The organism is Bacteroides faecalis (assembly GCF_003865075.1).
GTDB lineage: Bacteria > Bacteroidota > Bacteroidia > Bacteroidales > Bacteroidaceae > Bacteroides > Bacteroides faecalis.
Genome location: NZ_BHWB01000029.1, coordinates 19,786 through 34,649 on the forward strand (window position 1 = coordinate 19,786; position 14,864 = coordinate 34,649).

The 14,864-nt window shown below is 50.9% G+C and carries 7 protein-coding genes and 2 pseudogenes; all 9 read right to left on the reverse strand.

Going from position 1 to position 14,864, the window contains the following annotated elements; genetic code table 11:
- Positions 1-136: 136 nt before the first annotated feature.
- Positions 137-1,816, reverse strand: coding sequence for a fimbrillin family protein (locus EJF25_RS23125; protein ID WP_125043029.1), 1,680 nt, complete (start codon positions 1,814-1,816; stop codon positions 137-139).
- Between the two features lie 64 nt (positions 1,817-1,880).
- Complete coding sequence (locus EJF25_RS23130; RefSeq protein ID WP_122336694.1) at positions 1,881-3,674, reverse strand: fimbrillin family protein; 1,794 nt, start codon at positions 3,672-3,674, stop codon at positions 1,881-1,883.
- 34 nt (positions 3,675-3,708) lie between these two features.
- A complete protein-coding gene (locus EJF25_RS23135) occupies positions 3,709-4,596 on the reverse strand; it encodes a fimbrillin family protein (protein WP_125043031.1) in 888 nt (295 codons plus the stop codon).
- 99 nt (positions 4,597-4,695) lie between these two features.
- A complete protein-coding gene (locus EJF25_RS23140; RefSeq protein WP_117700428.1) occupies positions 4,696-5,583 on the reverse strand; it encodes a FimB/Mfa2 family fimbrial subunit in 888 nt (295 codons plus the stop codon).
- Between the two features lie 16 nt (positions 5,584-5,599).
- Positions 5,600-6,700, reverse strand: coding sequence for a DUF3575 domain-containing protein (locus EJF25_RS23145; RefSeq protein WP_004310047.1), 1,101 nt, complete (start codon positions 6,698-6,700; stop codon positions 5,600-5,602).
- Positions 6,701-6,936: 236 nt separating this feature from the next.
- Complete coding sequence (locus EJF25_RS23150; protein WP_005830228.1) at positions 6,937-8,019, reverse strand: helix-turn-helix domain-containing protein; 1,083 nt, start codon at positions 8,017-8,019, stop codon at positions 6,937-6,939.
- A gap of 217 nt (positions 8,020-8,236) precedes the next feature.
- Positions 8,237-9,337, reverse strand: a pseudogene (locus tag EJF25_RS23155) (DNA methylase); the annotation flags it as partial.
- Between the two features lie 103 nt (positions 9,338-9,440).
- Positions 9,441-11,108: a group II intron reverse transcriptase/maturase gene (ltrA, locus tag EJF25_RS23160; protein WP_004323414.1), complete on the reverse strand. Its 1,668-nt coding sequence runs from the start codon at positions 11,106-11,108 to the stop codon at positions 9,441-9,443.
- Between the two features lie 677 nt (positions 11,109-11,785).
- Positions 11,786-14,864: pseudogene (locus EJF25_RS23170) on the reverse strand (helicase-like domain-containing protein); the annotation flags it as partial.

Here is a 14,864-nt window from a genome sequence, read left to right on the forward strand (position 1 = left end):
ATATTATTATTGACAATGCCTTGATGCCAAAACCAATATGGTGGATTCTCCGTGTGTTCCATCACGTCCTCCTTTCTTTATTGGGGTTATACTTCGGTTCTTTCCGTTGCGGGCGGAACTTTTTCCGCCCGACGGTTTACTGCTTCCTCAAGGTAGGCAATGCTCCATTAAGTTCGTAACGCCACTCTGAGCCTGCGTTCTGCAAGGCGGTGTTCATGGCATCGACGGCTTTCTGCCAGGTAACGTAAGTGCCGTCCACCTTCGTGGATTCGGGGGCGGTCTTATAGCCTCGTTCCTGATTGTTCTTCCAATAGCAGGCGGTCACGGTGGTGTAGCTATCTCCAAACAAGCCGCCGATATGCACATTGCCGGTGCTGCTACCCGTACTGGTTACGTTGCCCGTGGCATAGCAGGCAAGGACGCGGCTTCCTCCGTTTAATCCCACTACACCGCCGCCAAAGTTATTCTTTTGGGAAGCTATTTCTAAGGTCACGTTGCCTGTGGCATAGCAAGCTGTCATGGTGCCCCATTTTTCTCCTGCCACACCGCCGACATAGTGCTTTCCCTTCACAGTGGCAGAGGAGCTGCATCCGATGATGGAACCGGCCTTTTGTGAACCCACCACACCGCCGACACAATCTGTGCCGCTGACGCTACCCGACACCGAGCAGTTTTCAATGGTGCCCCAGCTATATCCTACCACGCCGCCAGTACAGCCAAACATGTGATTGCTTGTTATCTGTATGCCTTCCATCACCACGTTCTTCACCATACCAGCTCTATTGAGATAGCCGAACAGACCCACAAATTGGTCATTTGTCGTAACGGTCAACCCCGTGATGGTATGGCCGCCGCCGTCGAAAGTGCCTTTGTATGAGTTATCGAAGCTTGTGCCTATCGGCGTCCAGCCTTTGCCCGTCAGATCAATGTTTTTGTCGAGGGTAATGTTAATGTCGGTCTTACCTCCGTTCACTAATTCGGCTACATTCATCAGGCCATCGGCGGAGGTCACGGTGTAGCTGCCGTCGCTCTCTATGGTATAGCCCAGGTCTTTTGCCGCAGCGAGGGAGACGGTGTAGGTATATTCACCGCCCGCCTGCCAGTCGGTAGCATTCTTCATCTTATAAACGAAGGTCTTGCCGTAAGTGAAGGTGCACGTAATGAAGGCCGTGCCAGCTGCCACACTTTGCGGGGCTACGAGGGCGGTGTAGGTGTTGCTGCCCTTGTCATACGGGGTGATTTTATCTGGATTGCCATTCTCGGTGGAGAGGCCCGTCAACCGCACGGATGCCACCCCCTCGGTGTAGTCCGTCAGAACGATGGTCACCAGAGCCGTGTGGTGGGTAAAGCGGAGCGTGGGGCTGCCGTAGGTCACCGTCTGCCCGTCGGCTACGATAAGGTCGCTGCCCTCAAAGTCCTTCTGGGCACTTTGGTTGGCTTTTACCTTCACAGCAGGCGGGGTTGTCTCGCCAGCGGTGTAGGGCCACCACGCTGTGACGGTGATGTCGTTGTGGTTGGTCCAGTAGTACGGGTCGGTGGAGGTCAGCGTGGCGCTGGTGGGGTTGACGGTGGAGGGCGTCACGTTGTACGTCTTCACCGTGCCGTCCATCAGAACTGCCACGCTCTGCACACCCTCCCAATTGCCATCCGCGGGGGCACGGGTGCCGGCGATGGCTTTCGCGGCGGGATTCAGCCCCGTGGCGGTGAAGACGATGGGTGTGCCTTCCGCCCCTTCCGGCAGAAAGCCCGCTTCGTCCTGCGTGCAGGCGGCGAGTGAGAGGGCGAGCGCTGCAAGTGCAAAAAATCTTATCCTCATAATATCTGTTGTTTTATTACTCTGGTTCTTTCCGTTGCGGGCAGAACTTTTTCCGCCCGACGGTTTACTGCTTCCTCAAGGTGGGCAATGCTCCGTTAAGTTCGTAACGCCACTCTGAGCCTGCGTTCTGCAAGGCGGTGTTCATGGCATCAACGGCGTTCTGCCAGGTAACGCCAGTGCCGTCCACCTTCGTGGCTTCGGGGACGATGCCTTCCTTATTATAGCCGATGCCTTGTTCATGATTGTTCTTCCAATAGCCGGCGGTCACGGTGGTGTAGTTATCTCCCAAAAAGCCGCCGATATGCACATTGCCAGTGCCACTACCCGTACTGGTTACGTTGCCCGTGGCATAGCAGGCAAGGACGCTGCTTCCTGCGTTGAATCCCACCAGACCGCCGCCAAGGATATTATTTATGGGGTCTATTTCTATGGTCACGTTGCCTGTGGCATAGCAAGCGGCCATGGTGGCACCCGAATTCGTCTCACCTGCCACGCCGCCGACCTGGACCATTCCCTTCACTGTGGCGGAGGAGCTGCATCCGGTGATGGAAGCCTCCCATTGAATACCCACCACACCGCCGGCGCATATCGTGCCGCTGACGCTGCCCGACACCGAGCAGTTTTCAATGGTGCCTCCCCAGCTAAATCCTGCCACGCCGCCGGCATAGCCCAACCTGTGATTGCATGTTATCTGTATGCCATCCATCACCACGTTCTTCACCGTGCCAGCTTTACCGAGCCTGCCGAACAGACCCACATATTGGTCATTTGTCGTAACGGTCAGCCCCATGATGGTATGGCCCCCGCCGTCGAAGGTGCCGGTGTATGAGTTATAAAAGTTTGTGCCTATCGGTGACCAGTCTTTGCCCGTGAGGTCGATGTCGGCGGTGAGGGTGCAATTTATCGATCTGTCTTTTTGTGCGGCTTCGTTCCATGCCAGCAGGCCGTCGGCGTTATAGACCGTGTAGGTATTGGTGTTGCTATCGTAGATGTAGCCCAACTCGGCTGCACCACTCTCGCCGCCGCCGTCAGCCCAATCACCGATGGTGCAACCCTCTAATGTCAAGCCAGTGGCGTTCACCTTAACGGTATATTTATAGCGGCTGCCCGCTTCTAATACGACGTTGTTCTGCGGACGGAAGTAGAAGGTGCCGCCGCCGAGTTCCACCTTAACGAACGGCTTGCCTGCCGCAACGGTCTGCGGGGCGGTCAGTGCCTCGTAGGTGTTGCCGCTTGCGTTGTAAGTCTTGATGGCGGTCGGGTTGCCGTTATCGGCGGACAGGCTCACGAGGCTCACCGTGGCACCGTCCACGCTTGTGAATCCCGTACCGGGCTTCAGTTCGATTGCCACGCGTGCCGTGCGGTGGGTAAATTCAAGAGTCGGGTTGTTAAATTCCACCTTCCGGTTCTCAGCAGAGATGAAGTCGCTGTTTTGGAAGTCAGCCAGTTTGCTTTGGTCTTCTGCCACCTTCACGGCAGGCATCTGTGTGATGTCGGCATTGTCGAAGGGCCACCATGCCGATATGGTAATCGGGTCGCGGCTGGTCCAGTAGTACGGGTCGTTCTCGCGTGAAAGCGTGGCACTCTTGAAATCGGTAGAAGCCGTTACGGTGTATTCCTTTACCGCATCGCCCATCTTGAGTGCCACGGAAGTGACGCCCTGCCAGTCGCCGTCCACAGCGGCACGGGTGGAAGGGACTGCCAGCGGCGTTGCTTCTACGGACAGTCCGGTGGCACGGATGACGACGGGGTATTCACCTTCGGGCAGACGGTTATCGCCAGCAAGTTCGTCCTGCGTGCAGGCGGCGAGGGCGAACAGCAGTGCGGTGGCTGCGGGGATAAATAATCTATGTCTCATAATTCTTCATTCTAATCGATTAATTATTAAAATCCTACAGGTCAGCGCCCACATCTCCACCGTCTATATCGTTCCACTTTGCAATGGTGGCTTCGCTGACTTCAAGGACTTTGTTGCGTACCTTGACGGTATAGGTGTAGTTGTTGCCCGCCAGCAGTGCGCCTTCGGGCACGGTGAGTGTGGCATGATATTCCTGACCTTTGTAATTCACAACCAACGGCAGGGATGCAACTGTCTGCGGGAAGAGGATGATCGATGACGTGAGAACGCCGTCTGCCAAATTCATGGCCAGTTCTCCGGTCTGTGCCCCGTTGTCTGCGGTGGCAATACCGTCGGCCGTGTTGAACGTACCGGTGAGTAACAATCCGTCCAGCGTGTAACGTTCAGGCTTGACCACGCTGAAATTCACGCCGTCGCCCGCCTCGAAGGTAAGGGTTATCTGGCTCATGCGGTGGTGGAAGGAGTTGTCTTCACCGCCTTTGGCGGTTTTGTCGGTGAAGCTTACTACCGGGTTGTTTTTGTCTCCCGTGGCTCCTGAAGCAAAGAGGAAGTCGATGGCAGGCTGGTTCTGCTGCGCCGTGGCATCGGTCGTGGCTGTGAGGATGCCTCCCACCGCGTTGTACGGATAGTAGGCGCGGAAAGTATGGGTCTTTGTATCTTCGATATAGATAACCTTTCCTTCTGCCTCAAATTTCCCGTTTTTCAGGATGAAAGGCACGTTGCCGTACTGGGAATCGTTGCCGATGTCGGTGATGCCGATACGGTCGCCGGCAGTCCAGGTGGTTCCGCTGGCGCGGGTGGCGGGGGCGATGTCGGCGGTAAACTGGGCGGCCACGGGGTCACCGTTCAGGTTCTCGTTGTCGTTGTTGCAGGCTACCAGTGCGAGGGCGAGCATCGCAAGTGCAAAAAATCTTGTCTTCATTATATTCTGTTATTATATTAGTTAAATTCCATTTCAATAATTGCTGCACCTTAGCAAAATCAAAGCAAGCTTTGCTTCTGCGTTCGGTTTGCTAATTATTTACAAATCGGCATTTACATCATCACCTTTCACTTCTTCCCAGCCGTTGATTTCGACTCCGTCCACTTCCATGCCTTCGGGAGTCTCAACCAGCGTTCCGCCGAGGGTCAGCGATTCGCCCTTTCCGGTGTTGAACCCCTTGAGGGCTTCCGTGATGTCGCTTTTCAGCGTCGTGGGGGTCGGGTTGCCGTCCGCATAGCGGATTTCACCCGTCAGCAGTTGTTCCGTGCCGGTCACACCCAGCAACCGCACCGTGGCTTTCCACTTGCCGGCATCGTCACCTTCGGTTATCTTGGTGAAGGGCAGCACGACGTTTGAAGCGGCTCCGTAGGTATCGGTAGCGAAATCGAGAGTTCTGGCTGCACCCGTCAGATGGGCAACAATCTCCGTGATGCGTCCGGCGGCATCCCCCGTAGGTTCGACGACAAGCGTCAGTTCGCGTACCTGCTGCTTCATTGCGGCGGTCAGCGGATAGTCCTTGTCTTTCTCGATGCTCACCTGTTTCGTATAGGTGAAGAACCATCCCGGGGCATTGTTCACAAAGGCATCCGTTCCTGCCCGGTTTCCCGTGGCTGCGGCAATGGTGGCGGTGGTACCGTTTACCATGATTCCTTCAGCAGGGTTCCACACCGCAAGGGTGTAGCTGCCCGGAGCAAACAGATGGTTGGGGGCATGGGTGGCGGAAGTCTCCGTACCCGTATAGTCACCCATGGTAACCGTCCATGTGGTAGGTATGTCGATACCCTCACCGCGTGCCGACCAGTCGGCTGTCACCGCAATCTTCCCATAGTCGGGATGCGGCGTGTCATAAAGCGTGTCCTTCACGCAGGAAGAGAGCAGCACGGCGGCTGCCATTCCTACCATATTTATATATTGTCTTGCTTTCATACTCTATTCCTCCGTATTAGAATAACTTCCATACCAATGTCACACCGGCGTTGATGGGGCCACACCAATTTTTTGTCTCGTTGCCACAGCGCACGCGCACACCATCGATGACTTCATATTTTTCGAAATCGGCATTCAGGTAGCCCAAACCGAGGTTGAAATCAAGATCTAATGCCTTGTTTAGTCGCAGCTGATAGCCGGCGGTGATGCCGCCACCCATCAGGTCGCCCTGCTTGCCTGTTTCGGAAAGCTTGTAGTTGAACTGTCCAGCCTTGAACATCGCGCCCAGATGCCAGGCTTTCTTCTCACCCATATAGTAACGTACTTCCGGAGCCACTTCCCAGAGTGCATAGCGGCGGTCTTTGTCACTCCAGCTCCAAGAAGTCCACGAGCCGTTTACGGCAATGCCCCACGATGGACAGATGCGCCATTCAAGTCCTAAATCTGGTGTCAAGGTAGCCCAGCGCAGCAGGTTGGCACGCAGGGAGAGATGATAATCAGTTGTGATTTTGGTTTCCGACAGCGTGTCGGCAAGTGTATTTTGTTGAGCGGTTTTCTCGGCTTCTGCCTTTTCAGCGGCAAGTCGTGCTTCTTCCGCCTTGCGCTGCTCTTCGGCAAGCCGTTCCTGCTCGGCACGCTTCTCGGTTTCTAAGCGTTCGGCTTCCGCCTTGCGTCGTGCTTCTGCTTCCGCATCCGTCACGGCTGTTTCCTTTACCGGTACCGTCAGGCGCACGGTGACAAAATCACCCTCTGTCACATGATTGCGGGTAATGAAGTTTTCTTCCTTGATTTTCGCTCGTGTAATCAGTTCTGATTTCACACGGTTGGCACGAATCTTCGCTGTTGCAAGGTTCTTGACTTCACTGCTCTGCGAATTGCAATATCCGTCAACCAATAGCGGCAGTTTGCCGTCAAGAATTGTTGCTTTGTTGTTTTCGATACATTCCAACAGGCGGGCAAGTTCCGTGTCATTGCCATTCCAAGGCACGTAGAACATGTCCTTCTGCGTAACGAACCGGAAGGTGTAGGTCGTGTCTGCTTTCTGCTGCGCAATGACAGGAAAAGTTACCGTCATCAGCCACAGAAACAGGGTGAGAAAAGTGATTTTTCTGCTCATATAAACTTGAATTTATTATCTTTGTCTTCTCCAAAGGTAATAAATGCCATTCAGCGCCCAAAATATTACAAAAACTTTTTCTGTTGAAATACAGCGTTTTATAAAAATTGTCGTTTGAGCACTTTTCAAATTGTCGTTTGAGCACTTTTTTTGTCGAATTAGCACTTTTTTGTCGCTTGAGCACTTTTTGAAAATGAGCTTCTGAGACCTTTTTCATCGGCTTTTTACCACACAAATTATTCCAGATTTGCTTTTTTCCACTTGCCAGGCGTACATCCTTCCTTCTCTGTAAATGATTTGATAAAGTTACTGCGGGAAAGAAAACCGGAAGACTCAGCCAGCTTCTGTATATTGATTTCCGGATGCTCCTTCAGTATGTTTTTCGCATACTCCAACCGGAGACCGGTTATCCATTCGCGGAATGTCATTTTATACGTAGTCTTGATATAAGCGGAAAGATAGGTACGGTTCGTATGAAGTATTTCGGACAGTTCTTTTATGGTAAGTCCCTGCTGGACATAGCCGTCTGTCTTTATCCAGTTGGCCACTTTCTCTATAATTTCTGTATAGGACACTGGAACTTCTTTCTCAGAAACTATTTCAGGTTCTGTTTCCGTATCTGTCAGAAGTTCTTCTTCAGACTGTATATCTTGCTCAAAAGCATTTTCCACCTGTTCATAGAACAGCAGGTAGTTCTGATAGCTGTAGAAAAGATAGCTGTAGAACGGTATTGACGACAAAATCCAGATAAAAACATATTTGTCTGGCAGAAATGTCAGCAATCCGCATCCGACACCGAAGATAACAGCCCAATAAGTGAATATGGAAAGCCATTCGATATATGTGCCTATATCATCCGCCTGAGTTTCATTGAAAATCCGAATGGCTCTACGATATGCAATTATGACTCTGCGAGCTAAAACGATTCCAAAAACGACTAACCATACAGCTAAAGCAAATAAAGAGATTTTTTGCATGATTCCGCTTGGCAACAGGAACAACACAACTCCGGAAAGAGTTGAGAATATAATCCATAAAATGATATGTGTCCACACACGCCGTTTGGTAATGTAAAAACGATCAAGCAACATTATCAATGCCGAACTGAACAGAGAATAGCACAGGAAGTATGTGGACATGTTCATCAATATGGCAGAATCCGCATTTTTGAATCGGATACCAAAGAAGAAATGTACCGAATAGTTTGCCGAAAGCAGTAGCATAGCTATACCCATAATCTGTCGAGAGCGGAGATAATTCTTGAAAATTTTCTTTTCAGGAGTCTTTGCAAACAAAAAATAAAAGCCGAAGAATAACATCAACGGCAGTGCGGTATAAAGTGAAAAACTGTATATAGATGGTTCCATTGTTATGCTTATTTGATTTTGATACAAAGTTACGTCTTTTTCTTCACAAATAGACACATAATCTATGATTTAACGTTATAGATTCGGTCATATTAGATTGAAAAATTATTAGAATTAAAGCCAGTGGTGAAAAATTCAACCACTGGCTTTTTCTGTCAAGACTTCGATATTAAAGTTTTACACCTTTGGATTCCGATAAACCGGGTCTCCCTATAATTAAATGACTGCGTACAAAGTCCACGTGCGGGCTTTCCGGCTGTTGTTCCGTCTGTTTTTTCTCGTTGCCTTGCCGGTTCTCTTCTGTGTTTTCCTGAGCCGGAGCCAGCTCAAGCTGTATCTTGCGGTCCAGTGCGGCGAGTTCGGACTTCAGCTGTTTCAGCTCGTCCTCCTTCTTCCACACCTTGCCCGCTATCTCCTGCAACTGCGGAATCTCCTTTTCCAGCACTTCGTTCTTAGACTTGTACTGGTCGATGATGGTCGGAATCCTCTCCAATGCGTTCAGAAAGTTTCGTGCGGCAGCAATCGGGTCTGCCATCGCCAGATGCCCGTTGTTGTAGGTGTACTTGTAGTTCCCCTCCACCACGAAGCGGTTGTCGGTGAACTCCAGACCTTCTTTGAGTGTCCTCTCGCTGACCACCTTTATCGGAAAGCCGTAAAGTTCCCCGACAGCCTTGTACAGTCCACCAGTCGTGGCGTTCTTGGCGATTTCCTGCAAACGCTTACCGATGACCTTCTCATCCGTTGAATCCACGCCGTCCACCTTGACAAGATTAAGGCGGCTGCCTTCCTTATCAGTCTGCACAACGGAAAGAAAACGGTTCCAGTCTTCCGTCATGGCTTCGATGAAAGCCGTGTTGTTGCGCAGTTCTCCCGTCTTGGATTCCAGCTTGAACTCCGAATCGCGCTTGCCCTTGTTGAACGACTTGCGTTCCCCTTCGAGCGAGGCGATACGCTTCTCTAATTTCGCCTTATCCAAAAGGTCGGTATTGCCGGAGAGCAACGCCATATACTCCGAGAAGTTCATACCCGATTTTTCGTCCATTGCTCCCTCGTCGATGGTACGTGCGCCCATCGCTCCACTTTTGAGCTGCGATATGAACGTCTGCTTGCAGTGCAGCAGATTGAACTTGTAGCTGTCCAGCGACTTTTCCACCGCGTAGATGATGATATCCACGTTGTTCTCGGCAAAATGCTTAGCAATCTCGTTCCCGGCTCTAACACCCCGTCCGTCACGCTGTTGCAGGTCGGACGGTCGATCGGGTAGGTCAAGGGCATTACTGCCCTCTTCCCCCCTCAGAACCGTACGTGAGGGTTTCCCCTCATACGGCTCAAGCTTTTCAAAGTCTCTGTTCGTGTGCAGAGACCGGCTCATCCTACTTCTTGTTTCCATTGTTTTTACGGGATAATTTGAAACATTCATCATGAACCAACAGATTGCATTTCCGTCCGTCTTGTACGGTCGGCATTACATTCCATGCCTTATGCGTGTCAATCGGTTCACCACATATCGGACATTTCCGACCTTGCTTTTCCCATAGGTAAAGCAGGGATTTACGTCCTTTCAGCGTCACAAGCATCTTTGACTTCATTCTTTTATTGAAGTACAGGCGGCAGTCTGCGTCAAACGGATTCATGTCCCCCTTTATCTGCGTATATTGCAGAAAAGGAAACGAAGATGCCAGTTTCAACAAGGTAAGTTGGTCTTCTTTGCCGTTTGATTTCTTGAACTTAGCCGCAAAAGTCCAGCTGTTCCCTCGGATATTGTGCCAATAGCGGTCTTTTATCCACTGTTTCCCTTTCTTGGAATGACGGCGTTTAGCCCATTGCCACAAGGCGAGAAATATCTGATGGTCGATTCTGTGAAAAGAATCACGTGTCGCCCCATGCTGATAATATGCTCCCCATCCTCGAATTTTAGCATTCAACATCCTGATTAATGATTCCTGCTTGCAACCCTTATGACCTTTTGTCACCTTACGGATATTCTCCATAAAGCGTTTTTCGGCTTTCTTGGTCGGCTTGGTCAATATTTCATTGCCGAATTTGCGGATGTTGAAACCGAGAAAATCGAAACCGTCACGGATATTGGTTATCACCGTCTTTTCTTCTGATAAGGTCAGACCTCTTTCAGACATAAAGTCGGCTACCAATGGCTTGATTTCCTTTTCAAGTGTTTCACGGTTCTCGCAGGTAATTATAAAGTCATCAGCGTAACGGACAAGATTCACCATTGGCGAATATAACTTACCTTTGATTCTAACTCGTTTATATTTCTCTGCAAGGACTTTCTGCAATCCGTCCAATGTCATATTGGCAAGCGTGGGAGAGATAATGCCACCTTGTGGCGTTCCCTCCTCTGTCGGGAACATCTGTTTGTTGAAGATATAGCCGCATTTCAACCATTTTCGGAGTATTGCCTTGTCCATAGGGATGTTGGCAAGCAGCCATTCATGGCTGATATGGTCGAAGCACCCCTTTATGTCACCCTCCAGAATCCATTCGGGAGAATAGCCTTTTCGGAGAATGTTATGGCATTGCATTACCGCGTCCATACAGCGGCGTTCCTTGCGGAAACCGTATGAACGTGAGTCGGCTGTTGTTTCCGACACTGGTTCTAATGCCATAAGGTAGAGTGCTTGCATGGCTCTGTCTTTCATTGTCGGTATTCCCAACGGTCGCAGTTTGCCATTACTCTTTTTGATGTGGACTCTTCTCAATGGCTTCGGCTGGTAGCCTCTGCGTTTGAGTTCGCTTATCGCTTGTGTTTTTGCTTCGGGTTTCTCCCATGTTTCCATGTCCACTCCGGGGGTGTTGCCACCTCCGTTAGAAGTAACTCTCTTTACGGCTAAGGCTTTTGCGTAAAAAGAGTGGGTCAGCGTCCACTGCAAGGCTTTCACCTTGTTGTATCTGCCTTCCTTCTGAGCCTTTACAATTCGTGCTTGTAGCTTTCTGACAGCCAACTCCGCTTTAGTCCAGTCTATTCTGTCCCAAAGTGTTTGCTGATTGTCAGCAGGCGCACACGATGTCTTGTTTTCGTTCATTTGCTTTCCTCCTTTTGAAAGTTCTAAAAGTTAATTGTAAAGAATCACCATTTGACAACATTCGGTTTGATTGCCTACCTAATGTCGTCACAGAAGTCTGCCCACTTTCGTGTCGGATGATGTCGCCCACATCAGCCCGTGATGTCGGTTCAATCCGTATCCGCTCCATTACAGAACGGCATTCGCTTTTTCTGTTATCTTATACCTGCACACCATTCGGCTTTCATTGCTGTCAGCTTACCTGTCATTTTTACATGACAGGAGATATACAGGCTTACCATGTTCCACATAGATAACTAACGGATAGGTTAGGTTCTGTCTCATCCTCCGGCGGTGCTTATATCCGTGTAATCCTACCATGGAGAGGATTAACCGACCGCTTCCCTTTTGGGTAGAGTGTGCCAGTATCTTACACTCTTTCGTGACATTACGAAGTTTACTAACAGTTCGCTTGCGCTAACCATACTATCCAGCCTCGCCACTCTACGGTATGATACTAACCGTACTTGACTTCCCCTCACGGTTCTGTCTTGTCTTGCGAAAGTGTACTTCGTCCCGACCGCTTAATACAACATTAAGGTGCATCGGTCGGTAGGCTACCGCTGACGGAACAGCGGGTTAAAGCTGATACCCGTAAGTATCATTCCAACAATTATCTATGCGACTTCATGTCGCACCCACGGTGTATCAAGGTGATGGATGGCGACGCATCTTTTCTGCGCATTCACGCCCGTTCCGAGCATACTTGTGGAGCCGAACAGCACTCGCACTGTCCCTGCGTTCATGGCATCTATCACCGCCTTACGAGCCTTATCCGTCTTACACTCCTGAATGAAGCGCACCTCACTTGCCGGTATGCCGTAATCCTCCACCAACTTGCGTTTTATCTCGCTGTACACGTTCCATCCTTCCCCCGGCTGATATGTACCCAAGTCGGAGAACACGAACTGCGTTCCTTTGTGCGCATCGTATTTGTGGTAATACTCCGCTATCATTTTGGCGCAGTGGCTCGCCTTGTTGTCGGAGTGGTCTTCGTAATTGGGGTCTATCATGCGCATATCCAAAGCCATCTTCCGCGCGTAGTCGGTAGCGATGAGCATCTTAGCCTTCTCTTCCGTTTCAGACAGCGGCAACCTGCCCAACAACGTCGCGTCACCTGTCTTGGCAAATTCCATCAGTTGTTTGATGAAATACTCTTGGTCGGGTGTAGGCGGTATGTGGTGCAGTATCTCGTTCTTGTGCGGACGATCCACACCCACGTCCTCCGCCGTGCGGTAGTCGGTGATTTCGTTGTAAAAGGCGGCAAGCTCCGGCACTTTGATGAAGTAGCGGAAACGCTCCTTCTGCACCACGTTGTTTGTCACGTTGAACTCGAAGTCGGTCGTCTTCTTGGCGAAGATAGCCGCCCATGCGTCGAAACAGCGGATGTCCTGCCGTTCCAGTTCCTTCGGGCGCAGGTACTTAAAGAGCAGGTACAATTCCGTCAGACTGTTGGAAATAGTCGTGCCCGAAAGGAACGTAGCCCCTAAGTCTTTGCCCGTACGCTCCTGTATAGTTCGTATGGCAAAAAGCATATTCAGGGCTTTCTGGCTCCCCTCCGAGTTTCCCAACCCCGCCACACGGTCATGCCGGGTGTTGAAAGTCAAGTTCTTGAATTGGTGGCTCTCGTCTATGAAAATGTGGTCGATGCCCATCTGTTTGAAGTCCACCACGTCATCTGTGCGCGACTTGATGGCGTGTTCCACTTTCTCTAACTTCGCCACAAGGTTGTGCTTGCGCTTCTCCAATCCTTTCAGCATCGCCCGCGACACGTTCTTGCCTTGCTGCCGTAAGACTTCGAGGTTTTCCTCCACCGTGTCAAGCTCCGCTTGCAGGATGCGTTGCTGCAACTCCGGTGACTGCGGTATCTTGCCGAACTGGTCATGCGACATGATGACGCAATCATAGTCATTGTTTTTGATGTTGTTGAAGAAACGCACACGGTTGGCGGTCGAGAAATCCTTTTCCGAAGCGTAGAGGATGCGGGCATTCGGATAGGCAGCTTGATAAGTGGCGGCAATCTCCGCGACATTGGCTTTCAGACCAATAATCATCGGCTTGTGCGCCAAGTTCAGACGCTTCATTTCATGCGCTGCAATACACATTATCAGTGTTTTACCTGTTCCGACTTCATGGTCGCATATTCCGCCGCCATTCTGTTTTATCATCCAGACGCAATCCTTCTGCGACGGATAAACGCTTTGAATACCCCGGCTTGCCAATCCTTTCAGATTGAGGTCGGGAAACGTCTGGTGCGAACCGTCATACTTCGGGCGCACGAAACAGTTGAACTTGCGGTTATACATTGTCACGAGCCGTTCCTTGAACTGCGGCGACTGCTCTTCCAACCATTCCGAGAACCCGTTGCGGATTTCGTCAATCTTGGCGTTGGCGAGCTGTATGCCCTCGCTGTCACGCACCTTGATGTCGTTGCCGTTCTCATCTTTGCCAATACTTTTCATCATGTCGGGACAGGTGTTGTGCAAAGCGTGTTTCAACAGGTGCATACCGTCATAGTTCCGGTAATAGCCCTTTACCAGAAACTCGTCCGTGATCTTCATGGTGCGGTAGCCGCACGCCACGGAAAACTCGTCCATGTTGGCGGAATAGGCGATTTTCACGTCCGTGTCGAAAAGATGGCTCATGTAGGCGGCATACACGCCCGTGGGAATCCAGCGTTCACCGAAGTTGAAGTCGAGGTCTTCAAAGGCGATACGCTGCGGCTCGGCTTCCTTCAAAGCCTCCAAAGCCTGTTTCACTTCCGGCAATCTTTCGCTTTCCAGATTATTTTCCATCCATGCCTCTATACGCTCCGCCTTCTCTATCACGTTTCCCGCGATGAAGCGGTCTTTAATCTCGTAACCGGTTACGAGCGGATTGTAGAAGATACGCCCCTTGAGGGCATTGAGAAGCTCCTCTTCCGTACTGTCTGTTATCCCCCGCATATAGTTGAGATTGACCGTACCATACTTGTTGAGCGATGCAGACAAGGCTTCTTCCGGAGAACCGACGTTGGCATGGTTCTCCACCGAGAAGGAAACGGGACGGTCGAAGATGTCCGCTTTGACGAACTTGCCGTCCTCCGCACGTTCCAGCGAAAGGATGTCGCGCCCTCCGGCGTCCATCATCACCAGTTTCACGTTCTGTTTGGCGTTGAGGTTGCCATAACGCATGACAAACTCGTCGTAACAGGTGTTCAGGTGTTCACGCCAAGGTACATTTTCCTCACGTCTGTTCGATTCATAGCGGTACAACCGCTCGTATGCGTCACGGAGCGATACATACAGCAACGCTTTCTCTTTCTGATAACCGGTTAGTCCAAGCGGCTGGAAGGTTGCACCGTAGGGAGTAATGTCCTTCAGATAACCGATGTCGCGTGCCCTGTTTGCCACCAGCGACCCTTCACGCAGGTGCATTTCCGGCGTGCGGTGATAGGGACGCGGCGTAAGGTCGAGGGCTTCTTTTTTCGGCTTTTCCGTTTCAAATTCCGGGAACAGGGAAGTGGCAACCGTTTCGGAAGTAGGCACAACTTCTGCCGGTGTTTCAGGTTGCTTTATTTCTTCCGTTTGTTCCGGCTTTTTATCCATATTGTCCGAAGAAGGCGCAAAAGCAGGGTTCAACGTGTCTTTGATACCCATCTTTTTCAGTTGTTCCTGCCTGTGCCGTTCTGCCTCAAGCCGTAGGGCCTTGCGCCGTTCCGCTGTCAGACTCATCATT

Excerpts from the sequence above, each read along its gene's own strand:
- EJF25_RS23125 (WP_125043029.1), bottom strand. The coding sequence starts at position 1,816 with ATGAGGATAAGATTTTTTGCACTTGCAGCGCTCGCCCTCTCACTCGCC.
- EJF25_RS23130 (WP_122336694.1), bottom strand. The coding sequence starts at position 3,674 with ATGAGACATAGATTATTTATCCCCGCAGCCACCGCACTGCTGTTCGCC.
- EJF25_RS23135 (WP_125043031.1), bottom strand. The coding sequence starts at position 4,596 with ATGAAGACAAGATTTTTTGCACTTGCGATGCTCGCCCTCGCACTGGTA.
- EJF25_RS23140 (WP_117700428.1), bottom strand. The coding sequence starts at position 5,583 with ATGAAAGCAAGACAATATATAAATATGGTAGGAATGGCAGCCGCCGTG.
- EJF25_RS23145 (WP_004310047.1), bottom strand. The coding sequence starts at position 6,700 with ATGAGCAGAAAAATCACTTTTCTCACCCTGTTTCTGTGGCTGATGACG.
- EJF25_RS23150 (WP_005830228.1), bottom strand. The coding sequence starts at position 8,019 with ATGTTATTCTTCGGCTTTTATTTTTTGTTTGCAAAGACTCCTGAAAAG.
- ltrA (WP_004323414.1), bottom strand. The coding sequence starts at position 11,108 with ATGAACGAAAACAAGACATCGTGTGCGCCTGCTGACAATCAGCAAACA.